Origin of the sequence: Brevibacterium aurantiacum, from assembly GCF_007558825.1 — a bacterium.
GTDB classification, from domain to species: domain Bacteria; phylum Actinomycetota; class Actinomycetes; order Actinomycetales; family Brevibacteriaceae; genus Brevibacterium; species Brevibacterium aurantiacum_A.
Genome location: NZ_VLTK01000014.1, coordinates 13,601 through 29,459 on the forward strand (window position 1 = coordinate 13,601; position 15,859 = coordinate 29,459).

The 15,859-nt window shown below is 63.3% G+C and carries 12 protein-coding genes; 6 read left to right on the forward strand and 6 right to left on the reverse strand.

Features of this window, described 5'->3' with window-relative positions; translation table 11 throughout:
- Positions 1–96 precede the first annotated feature (96 nt).
- Positions 97–948: an aldo/keto reductase gene (locus FO013_RS18605; protein ID WP_143924059.1), complete on the forward strand. Its 852-nt coding sequence runs from the start codon at positions 97–99 to the stop codon at positions 946–948.
- Positions 949–1,003: 55 nt separating this feature from the next.
- Here the strand turns inward: FO013_RS18605 and FO013_RS18610 are convergent, their stop codons facing one another.
- Positions 1,004–1,714, reverse strand: coding sequence for a TetR/AcrR family transcriptional regulator (locus tag FO013_RS18610; protein WP_143924060.1), 711 nt, complete (start codon positions 1,712–1,714; stop codon positions 1,004–1,006).
- Between the two features lie 132 nt (positions 1,715–1,846).
- Between FO013_RS18610 and FO013_RS18615 the strand changes: the two genes are divergently transcribed.
- From FO013_RS18615 to FO013_RS18625, 3 genes are all read left to right on the forward strand, one after another.
- The gene (locus tag FO013_RS18615) at positions 1,847–2,794 is read left to right on the forward strand and encodes a ketopantoate reductase family protein (RefSeq protein ID WP_143924061.1); all 948 of its coding nucleotides are present in this window, start codon (positions 1,847–1,849) and stop codon (positions 2,792–2,794) included.
- 49 nt (positions 2,795–2,843) lie between these two features.
- Positions 2,844–3,581 (forward strand): hypothetical protein, encoded by a 738-nt coding sequence (locus tag FO013_RS18620; RefSeq protein WP_260848263.1) that lies wholly within the window; start codon positions 2,844–2,846, stop codon positions 3,579–3,581.
- A gap of 100 nt (positions 3,582–3,681) precedes the next feature.
- The gene (locus FO013_RS18625; RefSeq protein WP_143924063.1) at positions 3,682–5,226 is read left to right on the forward strand and encodes a PepSY-associated TM helix domain-containing protein; all 1,545 of its coding nucleotides are present in this window, start codon (positions 3,682–3,684) and stop codon (positions 5,224–5,226) included.
- A gap of 55 nt (positions 5,227–5,281) precedes the next feature.
- Here the strand turns inward: FO013_RS18625 and FO013_RS18630 are convergent, their stop codons facing one another.
- The gene (locus FO013_RS18630; protein ID WP_143924064.1) at positions 5,282–6,679 is read right to left on the reverse strand and encodes an SLC13 family permease; all 1,398 of its coding nucleotides are present in this window, start codon (positions 6,677–6,679) and stop codon (positions 5,282–5,284) included.
- 473 nt (positions 6,680–7,152) lie between these two features.
- Here FO013_RS18630 and FO013_RS18635 point away from each other — a divergent pair, with 473 nt between their 5' ends.
- Together FO013_RS18635 and FO013_RS18640 are read left to right on the forward strand one after the other, a co-directional pair.
- Complete coding sequence (locus FO013_RS18635; protein ID WP_143924065.1) at positions 7,153–8,316, forward strand: pyridoxal-phosphate-dependent aminotransferase family protein; 1,164 nt, start codon at positions 7,153–7,155, stop codon at positions 8,314–8,316.
- 73 nt (positions 8,317–8,389) lie between these two features.
- Positions 8,390–11,299, forward strand: coding sequence for an FAD-binding and (Fe-S)-binding domain-containing protein (locus FO013_RS18640; RefSeq protein WP_143924066.1), 2,910 nt, complete (start codon positions 8,390–8,392; stop codon positions 11,297–11,299).
- Between the two features lie 188 nt (positions 11,300–11,487).
- Here FO013_RS18640 and FO013_RS18645 read toward each other — a convergent pair whose 3' ends face one another.
- The 4 genes from FO013_RS18645 to FO013_RS18660 all read right to left on the reverse strand — a co-directional run bounded on the left by FO013_RS18645 (position 11,488) and on the right by FO013_RS18660 (position 15,859).
- A complete protein-coding gene (locus tag FO013_RS18645) occupies positions 11,488–12,564 on the reverse strand; it encodes a VanZ family protein (RefSeq protein ID WP_143924067.1) in 1,077 nt (358 codons plus the stop codon).
- A 104-nt stretch (positions 12,565–12,668) separates the two neighbouring features.
- Positions 12,669–14,186 carry a tripartite tricarboxylate transporter permease gene (locus FO013_RS18650; protein WP_143924068.1) on the reverse strand — a complete coding sequence of 506 codons (1,518 nt, stop codon included), beginning with the start codon at positions 14,184–14,186 and terminating at the stop codon, positions 12,669–12,671.
- A 9-nt stretch (positions 14,187–14,195) separates the two neighbouring features.
- Positions 14,196–14,810 carry a tripartite tricarboxylate transporter TctB family protein gene (locus FO013_RS18655; RefSeq protein ID WP_143924069.1) on the reverse strand — a complete coding sequence of 205 codons (615 nt, stop codon included), beginning with the start codon at positions 14,808–14,810 and terminating at the stop codon, positions 14,196–14,198.
- Positions 14,807–15,859 (reverse strand): 4-hydroxythreonine-4-phosphate dehydrogenase PdxA, encoded by a 1,053-nt coding sequence (locus FO013_RS18660; RefSeq protein ID WP_143924070.1) that lies wholly within the window; start codon positions 15,857–15,859, stop codon positions 14,807–14,809. Before FO013_RS18660 ends, FO013_RS18655 begins: the two co-directional genes overlap by 4 nt.

The window sequence follows — 15,859 nt, forward strand, 5'->3', positions numbered from 1 at the left end:
CGCCGGTGTCTCGCCGCCGCACAGTCAGGCGGCGGCGTGACCTCGCTGCCGCGTGACCCCTGGCACGAACCACCTCGGCGGTCATAGGGTTGGGGCATGTCCACTTCAGAGCACAGCTCAGCGATTCCGACCCTTGAACTCAACGACGGGGCGATCATTCCCCAGATCGGCCTCGGCACATACGCCATGCGCGACGCCGAGGGCATCGGCGCGATCATCGCCGGCATCGACAACGGGTACCGACTCCTCGACACCGCGGTCAACTACGAGAATGAGCGCGAAGTCGGTCGCGCCGTCATCGATTCCAAGGTCGGTCGGGACGAGCTCTTCATCACGAGCAAGGTCCCTGGTCGTCACCACGGCTACGACGAAACGATCGCCAGCACCGAGGAATCTCTGGCCAGGCTCGAACTCGAGCGCCTCGACCTTCATCTCATTCACTGGCCCAACCCCAGCGTAGGCAAGTACGTTGAGACCTGGCGCGGCCTCATCGAGCTGCGCGAACGCGGCCTCGTGACCTCGATCGGAGTATCGAACTTCACCGAGCCTATGCTCGAACAGCTCATCGCGGAGACCGGGGTGACCCCGGCGGTCAACCAGATCGAGCTCCACCCCTACTTCCCGCAGACCGAGCTCATCAGCTTCCACAAATCCATCGGCGTCCAAACAGAATCCTGGTCACCGCTGTACCGCGACCAGGGCCTGTTCGACGAGGCTCCCATTGCCGAGGCGGCTCAGGCTCATGGGGTCGAGCCGGCTCAGGTGGTTCTGCGCTGGCACCTCGAGGTCGGCAGCCTGCCGATCCCGAAGTCGGCCAACCCTGACCGGCAGAGGCTCAACGCCGATATCTTCGGCTTCTCTCTCACTCCCGCCGAGGTGGCTGCGATCTCCGGTCTAGAGCGCGGTCGGATGAAGAACCGTGACCCGCTGACCCACGAAGAGATGTGAGCACTCACCTGGGCTGAACGGTCACCGAGGTTGAACGCTCACTGGGGCTGAACGCTCACTGGGGCGCGGCGAAGACTTCGCCGATCCCCATGCGGCTTGGTCCGGGAAGTGATCGTCCGGCCCGCTGGCCATTCGCCTCGAAACTCTGCAGCAGATAGGCGATGAGTCGTCGCGAGAGGTCGTGAGCATGCTCGGGCGGAGCCTCGCTGATGCCGCCGTTGGCCAGGAAGATCAGCAAGAGGTCGCTGGGGTTGAATTCGGGTCGGAGCCCGCCTGAATTCTGCGCACGTTCGACCAGGTCTGCGAAGACGGCTTCCGCACGCAGGCGCTTCTCATCGATCCCCGCGTCCTCGGAGAACGCTGAGAGAAACGCCTCGGTGAACCCGCGGTCCTCGATCTGCATCCGGCCGAGATCTTCGACGAACGTGCAGAAGCCATGCCAGGGGTCCGGGTCTGCAGCGGCTTCTTCGAGGACTGATTCGCAATGTGTCAGCTGTGTGGCGAAGACCTCGGCGATGAGTGATCGGCGGTCAGGGAAGCGGCGGAAGAGCGTTGCGGCACCTACGCCGGCCCGGCGGGCGATCGCGGTCATGGGCACCTCAATGCCTCTTTCGGCGATGATCTCGCGTGCCGCTGCGAGGATGCGCGCCCTATTGTCCGCGGCATCCGCACGCAGCTTCGGGCGGACAGAGTCATGCCTGCCTGAAACAGCACCTTCTGAATCGTTTGGTGCTTGCTGCGCATCGATCTGAGTCGTCTCGGCCATTTCTTCTCTCACTTCCGTGAAAACGGAATGCGGCGATGGGATCACTGCTTAGTCTAGACGTAAGTGGAAACCATCTTCCACATATTGTGGAGACGTGAAGAGCGCCGAACGGCGCGGAGGAAAGGCGCAGATATGAAGATTCTGATGTTCGGCCGCGGAGTCATTTCGACACTGTACGGATGGGCCCTGGAGAAGGCAGGAAACGAGGTCGACTTCTATGTCCGTCCCGGACGTGCCGCCGACTTCGGATCATCGGTCGACTTGGACATCAGGGACGGCCGGGCCTCCAGGAAAGGGAAGCCGGTTCACGAGAATTGGCCCATCACGATGCGAGAGGACCTCGAACCGGATCACGACTACGACCTCATCATCGTAAGCGTCAATCACGACCAGCTGGACAGCGCGGTCGACTTCCTCCACACTCGAGTCGGCGGGGCCACAATCCTCATCTTCAACAACGTCTGGGCCGACCCTGCGGCTGCAGTCTCGCGGCTGCCCCGCGAGCAGATCACATGGGGATTTCCAACTGGTGGAGGTGGCTACGACGTCAACACTCTGCACGGCGGATTCGTCAGAAGCATCTTCCTCGGCGATATCGACGGGTCGAGCCGCACTGACCGGCACCGCGTCGTCCGTGACCTTCTCACCAGGGCCGGATTCTCAATCTCCGACGTCGCGGACTTCCGCAGCTGGCTCTGGTTCCACTTCATCCTCGATGCCGGAATCATGGTCGGATGGCTGCGGATGGGAAGCTTCGATGCGCTTGTGCAGTCGCGTCCCGCGCTGCGGGAGGTCGTGCGCCTCGTGCGGGAGATGATCCCCGTCCTCACTGCGAAGGGCGGGACGTCGAGGCTCGGCGCTGCGGCAGCAAGGTACATCCCTTCCGCCGTCGTCGGTTTCGCTGTGCAGAAGATGCTGACCGGCGACAACATGTACACCTTCATCATGAATCAGGCGCAGATCACCGGCCGCAACGACTACAAGGCGAAGGCAGACTACCCTCGGGATGTTCTCGCCGACGCCCGTCGCCTCGGAGTCGCCGTTCCCCGGCTGGAAGCCAACGAGCCGGCGTTCAAGTGACTTCCCCCGAGTTCGTCACCGTCGAGGTGGGCCCGCCGATTGTGTGAGAATGTTCCCTGTGAGCTCGGAGCCGGAGGACCTGCATGCGCCGCTGCATGAGCGCGGGATGCAACACCAGCGCGGACTGAGGCTCCAGCGTGGGCTTCGGGGGACGGCGGCCGCTGTCTTCGCCACGTTCGTGGCGCTGGCCTCTCACATGATCGGCGGTGGCGCGCTGCCTTCCGCCATGGGTGTCGTGGTCCCCTTAGTGCTGTCGATGCTCGTCTGCGTCCTCCTTGCGGGTCGCAGGCTGTCGTTGCCTCGGCTGTCCCTGTCTGTGCTGGCCAGCCAGTCGCTGTTCCACCTTCTCTTCTCCGTCTTCACTCCGATGACCGGAAAACCGACTCCGGCGAACGCACTTGAGCGACATGCAATGCACCATTCGGATTCGGCGACCATGATCGGACCCCTGTCCGGTGCGGGCCAGGATTCGTTGTCAGGAATGTCCGGCACCATGAGTGCGACGGAGGGCGGCATGCATGCGCATACGTCACCGGCCATGCTTTCGGCCCACCTCGTCGCAGCTGTCCTCACGATCGCCATGATCTATTGGTCGGAGACGCTGCCGGTGAAGATCGCCAGCTTCGTCCGGCTCGTCATCCACGCGCTTCTGCCCACTGCGGTGCGGCCGATGCCGGTTCCGAACGGACCAAGACCCCACCTCGGCCTCTCCCGAATCCTGCCTCGCCACCTCGGCGTTCTGCGCTCTCCTGTCCTCACTCGAGGTCCACCCGCGGAAGCTTTCTGACCCCTTCATCACTGACCTCAGCGTCGGCGGAAATTCGCCGGCGCGCGCTCGCCTGACCGAATTTCACGGTGGCAGCGCGCTCTTCACAGAAAGCTTCACCATGACCACCTCTCTGACATCCCTGCCTGAAAACAGGCCGGACGATCCTCGACCACACGTCCGAGGCTGGCTCGGCCAGCTCTTGCGGCGCCTCCACTTCTATGCCGGAATCTTCGTCGGTCCCTTCATCCTCATCGCGGCGCTCAGCGGTGCCCTGTATGCGATCAGCCCGCAGATCGAAAAGGTCGTCTACGCAGATGAGCTGACCACTCAGGAGACGGGTCCCGCCCTGCCGCTGGCCGACCAGGTCGCGTCCGCGACAACCTACGCTGGGGGAGGCGAGACCGTCAGCGCCGTGCGTCCGGCTCCGGAACCCGGAGCCACGACCCGGGTGATGTTCGAGGACCCGAACCTGGAAGAGAGCGAATCCCGGGCGATCTTCATCGATCCCACCACCGCCGAGGTGAAGGGGGACCTGACCGTGTACGGGACCTCGGGATCCCTGCCCTTGAGGACCTGGGTCGATCAGCTGCACCGCAGCCTTCACCTCGGCGATTTCGGGCGGTACTACAGTGAACTCGCCGCGTCCTGGTTGGGCATCATCGCAGTCGCGGGATTGTGCCTGTGGGTGATGCGCGCCCGCAGGGCTCGGAATGCTTCAGCGATGTTGCGGCCGACCATGAGGCATAAGGGGCTTCGCCGCACCTTCTCCTGGCACGCTTCTGTTGGGGTGTGGGCGGCGATCGGGATGCTGTTCCTGTCCGCGACAGGTATCACCTGGTCCCAGCTGGGCGGAGACAATGTGACGAAGCTGCGGGCGGCGTTGGACTGGTCGACGCCTGCGGTCTCGACGGATCTCGGTCGAGACTCGGCAACAGGGGCAGCGGGGGAATCGGGCCACGGCGGGCACGCTGGCCACGCAGACCACGCAGGGCACAAGGGAAATACAGGCCACGAGGGCGATGCCGGGCACGAGGACGGCGCGGGCCACGCAGGCCACGAGGACGGCGCTCACAAAGGACAAGCTGATGCGGCCGATGCTGGCGGAATCGACCCGGCCGATTTCGACATGACGCTGGCCGTGGCCCGTGATATCAACGTCAACACGGGACTCGTCGAAATCCTGCCGCCGGCCGATGCTGAGTCCGCGTGGGTCGTCCAGGAGATCCAACGCGGCTTCCCCACCGAGGTCGATGCCGTGGCCATCGATGTCGACACCATGGAGGTCACTGATCGTGTCGACTTCTCCGACTACGGGTTCGCGTCGAAGCTTGCGCGGTGGGGCATCGACCTGCATATGGGAACGATGTTCGGCCTGGCCAACCAGATCGTCCTCGTCGTGCTCGCAATCGCAATCGCGTCCATGGTCGTGTGGGGCTATGTGATGTGGTGGCAGCGCCGACCCAAGCATGATCCGAGCAGGAGATTCGGCATCACACCTGGCCGCGGCGCGCTTGCTGACGCGCCCTGGTGGTCGGTGGCTGCAGTGGCGCTCGTTGCAGTGGGGATCGGGTGGTTCCTGCCGATGGTGGGGGTCAGCCTGATTGGGTTCCTCATTGTTGACGGGGTGCTGGCGATGTCGGTGAGGAGGCGAGCCCGACGGTGAGACCAGAACGCCGGACCGAGTGATCTCGGTCCGACGTTCATTCCCGGCTCGCGGATCAGCCCCAACCGGGAACGACGAAGATGAGCCAGGTGACGATCGGTGCGATGAGGACCATCGAGAAGCCCCAGCGCATGAGCTGTTTGAAGACCTGATCACGCTGTTCCTCCGGCGAGTTCGCGACGACCAGGGCGCCCGAGGTGGAGAAGGGGCTCGAGTCGACCACGGAGGACGAGATGGCCAGAGCGATGATCAGGCCGATTTCACCAACACTGCCGGTGAGCAGGAACGGCACGGCCAGTGGGATGAGAGCTCCGAGGATGCCGGTTGTCGAGGCGAAGGCCGAGACGACGGCACCGATGAAGCAGATGAGCAGCGCCGCGAAGAGCGGGGCTCCCATGCCGGCAACGAGGTTGCCCAACCAGTCGATGGTGCCCAAACGCTTCATGAGTTCGACGTAGGTGACGATGCCGCAGATGAGGAGCACCGTGGGCCAGGCGATCTTGCTGACCGCTCCTTTACTCACCTTCGGTGAGAAGAACGAGATGATGACGGCGATGCAGATCGCTGTGAAGCCGACGTCCTGGTTCAGTGGTGGAACCACCATGACCGCCAGGACGATGAGGCCGATGAGGGTGACGATGCGATTGCGATCCAGCGTGGTCACCTGTTCGTCGATGTCCTCGTCCTTGACCATGGTCGTCTGCAGCGACCTGCGTGCAGCGCGACGCTGCGGATCATTGCGGGGGACTTTCTGGTGAGCGCCGGAGCCGGTGCCTCCGCTGTCTCGTGCTTGATCGTCGACGTCGGTGCCGTGCACGTCCTCCAGGCCGTGGCCCATATCCCGCTTGCCCAGCAGGTCACGTCCGCCGAAGAGGAAGTAGCAGATGAGGCCGAGCAGGAAGTTGAAGGCGAAGGAGGCGAGGAACAGGAGTACAGGGCTGCCAGGCAGGTCATTGCGCTCGACGACCTGGTTGGTGATCGTGCCGAAGATGCTCAGCGGTGAGAAGCCGCCGGCAGTGGCACCGTTGATGATCATGAGACCCATCAGCAACGGCCGGATGTCGTAGCGACGGGCGAAGCCCATGCCGATCGGAGCGATGATCGCGATGGCGGCGGGAACCACGGAGCCGAAACCCGAGAGGAGCGCGGTGACGACGAAGAACACCCACGGGATCAGGGCGATTCTGCCTCCCACCGCCTTGACGAGGACATGAACCAGCCAGTCGACCGTTCCATTGTCCTTCGCCAGTGCGAACAGATACGTCACGCCGACGAGTATGAGGAAGAGGTCGGCCGGGAACCCTGACAAGAGCGTGTCGGCATCCTCTCCGAGGACGAAGGTGCCGAAGAGAAAGGTCGCCATGAGCGCCAGCGCGCCCATATGGACCGAGACGAAGGTGGCGATGACGAACAAGGCCACGAGGACGAGGATGGACGCTAGTTCAAGAGACACAATTCGCTCCAATGCGATGTGTAGAGTCACCGGAACAGCCTCTTTGCCGCCCCGTACTTTCCATGATGCGGAATCTTGATGGACCTTTTGTGAAAGTTTGCCCGCATCGGACTGACGAGTCAAGGGTTTCCTGACTAATGGGAAAGGCGACCGTCGATGCACCTGGTTTATGCATCCGTGCTGGTGAGGGGATCGCAGTCCACACTGCGTACTACCCATTTTCTGATCGCTCTGCTTGTGGTAGCGTAAAATGAAACCTTTGTATCGCATCGTGGAATCAGAGAGGATTCTCCGACGATGAACCCGGCAGCAGAAGTCATCAGACACCGTTTCGCCAGCTCGGTCGAGACGAGCCTCGCCCCTCTGCGTCCGGCTCTCACCCATCCGTACTCTGCTCCTCGGCACCTCCTGGCCGCTCGGCCGAACTCGACTCACACTCCGTGCCGATCGGCACGCGAAAGGGATGGAAGATCATGACTCACAGCGGACGGCACTTTCTCCAGATCCCAGGGCCCAGCAACGTCCCCGACTCCGTGCTGCGAGCCATGTCCATGCCCACGATCGATCATCGAGGCCCGGAGTTCCAGGCGCTCCTCTCTCAGGTCCTGGCCGGAGTCGCCGATATATTCCGAACCTCCAACCAGGTCATCATCTACCCCGCTACGGGCACCGGAGCCTGGGAAGCCGCGCTGGTCAACACGTTGAGCCCAGGCGATGAGATCCTCTGCTACGAGACCGGCCACTTCTCCAGCCTGTGGAAGGCCATGGCCGAGAAGTGGGGCCTCAAGCCCACGATGATCGAAGGTGACTGGCGCACGGGAGCTGACCCGGAGAAGATCAGTGCAGCCCTGGCCGAGGACACCGCCCACCGATTCAAGGCAGTCTGTGTGGTTCACAACGAAACGTCGACCGGCGTGACGAGCCGCATTCCCGAGATCCGCCGCTCCATCGATGCTGCAGGTCATCCCGCACTGCTCATGGTCGACACGATCTCCTCGCTGGGATCCGTGGACTATCGTCACGACGAATGGGGCGTCGATGTCACGGTGTCCGGTTCCCAGAAGGGGCTGATGCTGCCGCCAGGTATGTCCTTCAACGCTGTCAGCGACAAGGCTCTCGACGCTCACGAACGCTCAACTCTGCCCAAGTCCTTCTGGAACTGGACCGAGATGCTTGCTTCCGGGAAGAACGGGCAGACCCCCTACACTCCGAACACGAACCTCCTCTACGGACTCAAGGAAGCCTTGCGAATCCTCGACGAGGAGGGAATGGACAATGTGTTCGCCCGCCATATCCGCTTCGGTGAAGCGACCAGAGCAGCGGTCGATGCCTGGGGGCTTGAGGTGTTGTGCACGAACGAGAACGAGCACTCACCGGTCCTCACCGCCGTGCTCATGCCCGAGGGCTTCGACGCCGACGAGCTGAGGAGAATCATCCTCGAGAGGTTCAACATGTCTTTGGGCGCGGGACTGTCGAAACTCAAGGGAAAGATCTTCCGCATCGGCCACCTCGGCGATCTCAGTGACCTGACACTGGCCGGAACCCTCTCCGGTGTGCAGATGGGACTGCAGCTGGCCGGCATCAAGGTCAATCCATCGGGCGTGGAGGCCGCGCTCGACATCCTCCGGGACGCGTGAGGGGCGGCCCCACCTTCACGGCAACGCTTCACTCAATGAGTCAGCCTCCGCACGATCGATTGGTGAGAAGACAATGGGCGACTTCATCGCAGATCTGACCCACAGCATTGCAGGCACGGTCGACACCTCGGCGCGCAGGCGAGCCGAATATGCGGTCGACGCCTCGAACTACCGCGTGCCTCCGCAGGCCGTCGTCTTTCCGACGACGACGGCCGATGTCGCAGCCATCCTTGACGTGGCACGGTCCCATGAAGTGCCGATCACCTCCCGTGGTGGAGGCACGTCTCAGGCAGGCAATGCCATCGGAACCGGCGTCGTCATCGACTTCTCCCGACACCTCAACCGGGTCCTCGACATCGATCCCGTCGCCAAGACCGCACGCGTGGAACCCGGCGTCCTCATGAGCGACCTGCAGAAGGCCGGTGCCCCACACGGTCTGCGCTTCGGACCCGATCCGTCGACGAAGAACCGGGCCACGATCGCAGGCATGATCGGCAACAACTCCTGCGGGCCACACGCGATCTCGGCCGGTCGGACCGTTGACAACGTCGTCGAACTCGACGTCATCGATGGGCTGGGACGACGCTTCACCGCTGGAGAAGGACTCGACCCGGTCACCGGGTTGAGCGATCTTGCGGCGAGCCACCTCGGCGTCATCCGCACCGAATTCGGTCGCTTCAGCCGACAGGCATCGGCCTATGCGCTGGAACACCTGCTGCCGGAGAACGGACCTCATCTCGCACGGTTCCTCGTCGGCAGCGAGGGCACTCTGACGACAACGTTGGAAGCGGTGGTGTCCCTCGGGGACGTGCCGAACTCACCAACCGTCCTGGCCCTGGGCTACCCCGACATGTTCATCGCCGCCGACGCGGTCCCACGTGTGCTGCCCTACGGACCACTTGCCGTCGAAGGCATCGACTCCCGCCTCATGGACATGGTCCGCGCCCACAAGGGCAAGGACGCGGTCCCCGAACTTCCCGCAGGTTCCGGATGGCTGCTCATCGAGGTCGCCGGAGCCACCGCCGCCGAGGCTGTTGCGAACGCGCAGGTCATCGCCGACGACTCCGGCACAGATTCCTACCGGATCATTCCCGCCGGCCCAGAGGCCTCGACGCTGTGGGGCATCCGGGCCGACGCCGGGGGACTGGCCGGGCGCACCGAGAAGGGCGACCCGGCCTGGACAGGATGGGAAGACGCTGCGGTTCCCCCCGACGTCCTCGGCGACTACCTGCGTGAACAGGACGAGCTGATGAACAGCTACGGGGTCGTCGGACTGCCCTATGGCCACTTCGGCGATGGCTGCGTGCACATGCGCACGAACTTCCCCTTCGACCAGCCGGACGGCACCGAGATCTTCCGCAGCTTCCTCATGGACGCCGGCCGACTCGTCACCAAGTTCGGAGGATCTGCCTCCGGTGAACACGGTGACGGCCGCGCCCGCTCCGAACTGCTGGCTCTGCAGCACTCAGCCGAAGCCATCACCGCATTGGAACAGGTCAAGAGTCTCTTCGACCCGGAGATGTTGCTCAACCCCGGCGTCATCGTCGATCCGCTGCCGCTCGAGAAGGATCTGCGCCGGCCGCAGGCGATCTCGATCCAGGCGGCCAACGGGTTCTCCTTCTCTCATGACAAGGGAAGCTTCACCGATGCGGTGCACCGCTGTGTGGGGGTCGGCAAATGCCGTGCGGATACCACTGGTTCCGGTGGTTTCATGTGCCCGTCCTATCTGGCCACGCGCGATGAGAAGGACAGCACTCGGGGACGGGCCCGTGTGCTTCAGGAGGTCACCAACGGCGGCCTCATCGACGACTGGAACTCCACAGCCGTGCACGAATCGTTGGACCTGTGTCTGAGCTGCAAGGCGTGTGGCAGCGACTGCCCTGCCGGTGTCGACATGGCCCAATACAAGTCGGAAGTCCTCCACCGCACGTACAAGGGAAAGGTCCGGCCGCTCTCGCACTACTCGCTGGGCTGGCTGCCCACATGGGGCAAGGCCCTGACCGCGGTTCCGGGTCTCAGCGCAATCGCGAATGCAGCACTGTCGTTGAGGCCCTTGGCCAAACTCGTGCTGGCAGGTGGCGGGATGGACACCCGGCGCGGCATGGTCAGCTTCAACACTCAGCGCTTCTCCCGCTGGGCGAAGAAGAACATCACGGAGGCCCAGGCCCGTGACGAGTTGGTGGGAGAGCACTATGTGCGCAGCTCAACGGTGCAACGCGGACACCGACCGCAGGTCCTTCTCTGGGCGGACTCATTCTCCGAGTACCTCTCGGATGCCGGGGCCAAAGCGACCGTCGCAGTGCTGGAGGCCGCCGGTTTCGAAGTTCTGCTGCCGGAGTCACAGGCATGCTGCGGCCTGACTCTGATCTCCACCGGTCAGCTTGATGCGGCACGAGCCCGGCTGACTCACACCATGGAGGTGCTGGTCCCGTATGCGCAGAAGGGGATCCCCATCGTCGGCATCGAGCCGAGCTGCACCGCTGTACTGCGCAGCGACCTGAAGGACCTGTTCCCCGATGACACTCGGGCCAGCCTGATCGCAGCGCACACCTCCACCATCGCCGAGGTGCTGGTGGAGTCGGACATCGATGTGCCCGATCTGTCCGGCCGGACCATCGTCGTCCAGCCGCATTGCCATCAACATTCGGTCATGGGCTTCGCCGCGGATCGAAAGATACTCGAACGCACCGGAGCCACCATCCGCGAACTTGCAGGGTGCTGTGGGCTGGCGGGCAATTTCGGAATGGAAGCCGGTCACTACGAGGTCTCCGTAGCTGTAGCCGAGAACGCGCTGCTGCCGGGACTGCGTGACGCGCCGGAGAACTCGATCTTCCTGGCCGATGGCTACTCGTGCAGAACCCAGGCGAATGATCTCGCAGAGGTGCAGGGCATGACCCTGTCCCAGCTGCTGACAGGGGCTGCTGCGGGCTCCGACCACTCCGCGAGGGCGAAGCGACTGCCGGAAGGTGTTGGGGCCCGATAGTGAGAACGCGGATGACATGGTCCGGAACGCACAGGTGCGACGCATCAGAGTGATGCGTCGCACCGCAGCGAACAGGCCTTGCTTGTTCGTGTTCTCAACTCCGTGGGGTCAGCACCAGGCCGAGCACGAATGGTGCCGCCGGGAAGTCGAAGCGCTTCAGGTGGTGAGCATCAGCCTGCTCGGATTCCTCATCCTCGACGCGCTGCTTGGGCGTCGCGCCGGTCTGCGCGGGCATCGAAGATCTCGACTCTCGCGACAGCGCACGCGAGACCACGGTGCGAACGGGTCGTGAAGACCATGACGAAGGTGGACACCAGCAGCACGGTGAGGATGAGCCCGGAACCGGGGAAGGGCCATTGGGTCAGGAGCATGTAGCCGCCGATTCCGAAGAGGAAGCGCAGCGGTCTGGAGATCGCCACCGAGAGGCGCGTCTGTGCGGAGCCGATGAGCACCAGACGCTCTCCCAGGGTGACTCCTTCCGACAGCACTGACACAAGCTGTGCGAGAAACGGAAGCAGGAACGCGATGTTCATGACGGCGTCGCCCGGTTCGGCGATTTCACCATCTCCTCGGATCGTGGTGATGACGACGGTCCCGATGATGACGAACCACGGCCCCAGCCAGGCGATGACCATGTCGCAGACGATGCCGATGAAGCGGCGGGTCGCAGTGATCGGCCGTGGAGCGCTCGCGTCTTGGCCGTCCTTGCCTCGGCGGACGAAAAGCAGCGAGGCGAGGGAGCCGATGAGGGCGCCGAGGGTGTTCATCATCAGATCGTCGACGTCGAAGACTCTGTACGCGCATTCGTAGAGCCCCCAGATGCCGGAGAGCTGCGTGAACTCGATGAAGGCTGAGATGGTGATTCCGACGATGGTCGCAATGACGACGCCACGACCGACCAATTGCCGGATGAACCATCCCAAGGGTGCGAATAGGAAGACGTTGAGGGTCGCTTGGAGCACAGCCGGGTTCGACATGAGGGCACTGATGCTGCTCGTGTCGAAACCGAGGATATCGTCGACAAATTGGAATGGTCGCAGTTGAATCGGCGAGCATTCCACCTCTGCGGGCTGCGGGAACGGAACGAGAGTGTAGGTCCACAGCGCCATCGAGTAGATCGCCGCGGCGAACCACGATACGGTTCGCCAGAAAGTCATCCCACCTCGTCGTCGGAAGCTGATGGCGACGAAAGGCACGAAGGCGAGGGCGGCTACCCCGCATCCGACGAAAACGGCAATGATGGCTGGTATGGCGAAACTGGTCACCCGAGGAGTCTATTGGTTCGTTCGCCGAGGTGGGGGCGGCGGTCCGATCGATGAGTGAGGGATGGAAGTCAGCGTGGACGTCGGCGAGTTTCCGAGCTGCTCTGCTATTTCGACGCCATCTCCTTCCCCGCAGCATCGGCTTTCCGCGTCCTGAGGTTGCGGATCACTGCGCCTACAAGGGGGTAGGCGATGGCGATGAGTGCCGCAACGGTGAGGACGAGCGAGATTGGCCGCTGGAACATGATGAGCAGGCTTCCGTCTCCCATCGCGGAAGTCTGAACGAGGTACTTCTCCAACAGTGGGCCCAGTACCAGGCCGAGCACGAATGGCGCCGCCGGGAAGTCGAAACGCTTCATGAAGTAGCCGAGCAGCCCGGAGAAGAACACGATCCACAGTGTGAATGTGTTGTTTCCCAGAGCGAAGGCACCGACGAAGCTCATCATGAGCACGATGGGGTAGAGGAAGACGTACGGAATCCTGAGGATCTGAGCGAAGACCGGAGCCAGCGGCAGGTTGAGCACCAGCAGGATGAGGTTGCCGAAGAAGAAGCTCACCAGCAGACCCCACACCAGGTCAGGTTCCTGTTGGAAGAGGAGAGGACCGGGCTGGAGTCCGAAGATGACGAAGGCACCCAGCAGCACTGCAGTCGTTCCGCTGCCGGGAATGCCGAGTGCGAGGGTGGGGATGAAGCTCGCATTGGCGGCAGCGTTGTTCGCGGCCTCCGGAGACGCCACAGCCTCCGGGGCACCCTTCCCGATGAGATGCTTGAACTTGCTCACCTGCTTCTCAACGCCGTAGGCGAGGAAGGTGGCCAGTGTGGCTCCGGCGCCGGGAAGGACACCGACGGTGAAGCCCAAGACGGTGCCGCGCGTGGCCGCGGGGGCGGAGCGGGTCAGCTCCTCCTTCGTCACCAGCAGATCCTTGAAGCGTGCACGGATGGGTTTCTCACCGCCTCGGCGGATCTGGTGGAGAACCTCACCGACGGCGAAGATTCCGATCATCACGGCAACGAAATCGAGCCCGGAGAGCAGGTTCACGCTGCCGAAGGTGAACCGTGCTGTGGAGAACCCGGATGCCACACCGACCATCGACACGAGGAGGCCTGCTGCGGCCATTGTGATGCCGCGCAGAATGTTCTCGCCGGCGAAGGACACGATTGTGGCCATACCCAACAATATGATCGCGAGATTCTCCGCAGGCCCGAAGTTGAGCGCGAAATGGGCGATCGGTTGGGCCAAGGCCATGAGGCCGATGAGCGAGATGATCGCAGCGAAAAAGGACGCCAGGGCGGAGATTGCCAAGGCTGCTCCCGCTCGACCTTTGCGTGCCATCTGATAGCCGTCGAGGGTGAGTACGACGCTCGATGCATCTCCGGGGGTGGAGATGAGGATCGAACTGATCGAGGACCCGTACTGGGATCCGTAGTAGATCCCAGCCAACATGATGAGGGCTGTGACCGGTTCGAAGGCCAGGGTCACGGGCAGAAGAATGGCCACTCCCGTGGTGGAGCCGAGCCCGGGGAGCAGTCCGATGACGGTTCCCAGGAGGACGCCGACGAAGCACCATAGAAGGTTTTCGGGGCTGACTGCGGTTTCCAGCCCGAGCATGAGATTGTCGATCATGGAGAATCCTCAGATCAGTCCGAGCATCCCTGTCGGCATGGGAACCGACAGGAGGAGCCCGAAGACGATGTAGACGAAAACGGCTGCGCCGATCGTTGTGGCCGCAGATGTCCACCATTTCTGCTTCTCCACGACGAGGAGCAGGAAGAGGATCGCGGCGGCCAAAGAGATGATGAGACCGATGACGGGAATGAGCGCGAGGGCGAGTCCGAACGTGATGAAGATATAGAAGGGTGTGCGGTTACGCTGCTTCTCAGTCCGCCCGAAGGTGTCAATGTCACCGTCGGAGCCGTCATCGGAACGAGACTCAGCAATGGAGTCGATCGACTCCGCCGCTCTGGCTTCGAGGTCTTCGACCGCAGACATGATGCGACCTCCGGAGGTGCCCACGCGGGCGAAGAAGAGCCGGAAGATCTCAGCCGCAGAGGCGAGGAAGATGAATGCTCCGGTGAGGAAGGGGAGCATTCCCGGCCCGACCTGCCCGCCTTCCGCGGTGAGGCCGTAGCCGAATCCCATGATGGCGGCCGTTCCTCCGATGACTCCGAGGATCGAAGTCCCGACGACGTCGGCGAGATCCGGCTTGTTCCGAGGCGGAATCTTCTCTGTGTCGATTGCCGTGCTCATTGTGGACTCACCTGCGCTCCAGCGGCCGCACCAGCCGCCGTTCCCGCAGCTGCGCCCGCGACTGCGTTGTCGGTATCTGTCGTGGCCCGACGGCTCTCAGCCATCCGCACCGCCAGGTCGAAGGCATGGGTGCTCGGCCCGAGGTCGGCCTTGCCTGTGCCGACGATGTTGTGAGCGGTGCCGTGTGCAGGGGTGGCGATGGGGATAGGAATCCCACCGTGGACAGTGACTCCCTGATCGAACCCGAGCAGCTTCATCGCGATCTGACCCTGATCGTGATACATCGTCACCACGCCGTCGTAGTCCCCGCCGACCGCGCGTGCGAAGAGAGTATCGCAGGGGAAAGGCCCCTCAACATCGATTCCACGCGAGCGGGCCAACTCGATGGCCGGGGCGATGTCGTCGATCTCCTCTCTGCCGAATTTCCCGCCCTCGCCTGCGTGCGGGTTGAGCGCACAGACGGCCAGGCGAGGCGTCGAGGTTCGCGTCTGCGCCACAACACGATTGAGCAGCTCGATGGTCTCGAGGACCTTGCCGGCACTGATGCCGTCGGCGATCTCTGAGACCGGAACATGCGAGGTGACACGTGCTGTGACGAGCGATTCGATGAAGTTCAGCTCCGAGGTGAAGCCGTCGAAGTCGAGCCGCTTGGCGAACCAGCGCAGCTCGTCTTCCTCGGTCATGCCTGCCTGCCCCATGGCCCCCTTGTTCAGCGGGAGGAACATCACACCGTCGGCCTCACCGCCGGCGCACAGGTCGAGCGCTGTGGCCAGATCGGCCAGGGCACGTTCGCCTGCGGCGATGCTGACTTCACCGACGGGGATGGCAGGCCCGCGGTAGTCGGTGCCGAGATGCTCGATGTCATCGCGATCGGCAATCGTCACCGCCGCCGTTGTGGCGAAGGAGTCCAGTTCCTCCGCCGTCGCTGTGACGAGCAATCGCGCCCGAGCGCGATTGGCGGGGTCAGCGAGGAGCCGAGCCATGAGCTCGGGCCCGACCCCGGAGAGATCTCCGGGAACGAGGACGATTCGGGGGATGTCTGGCGTCAT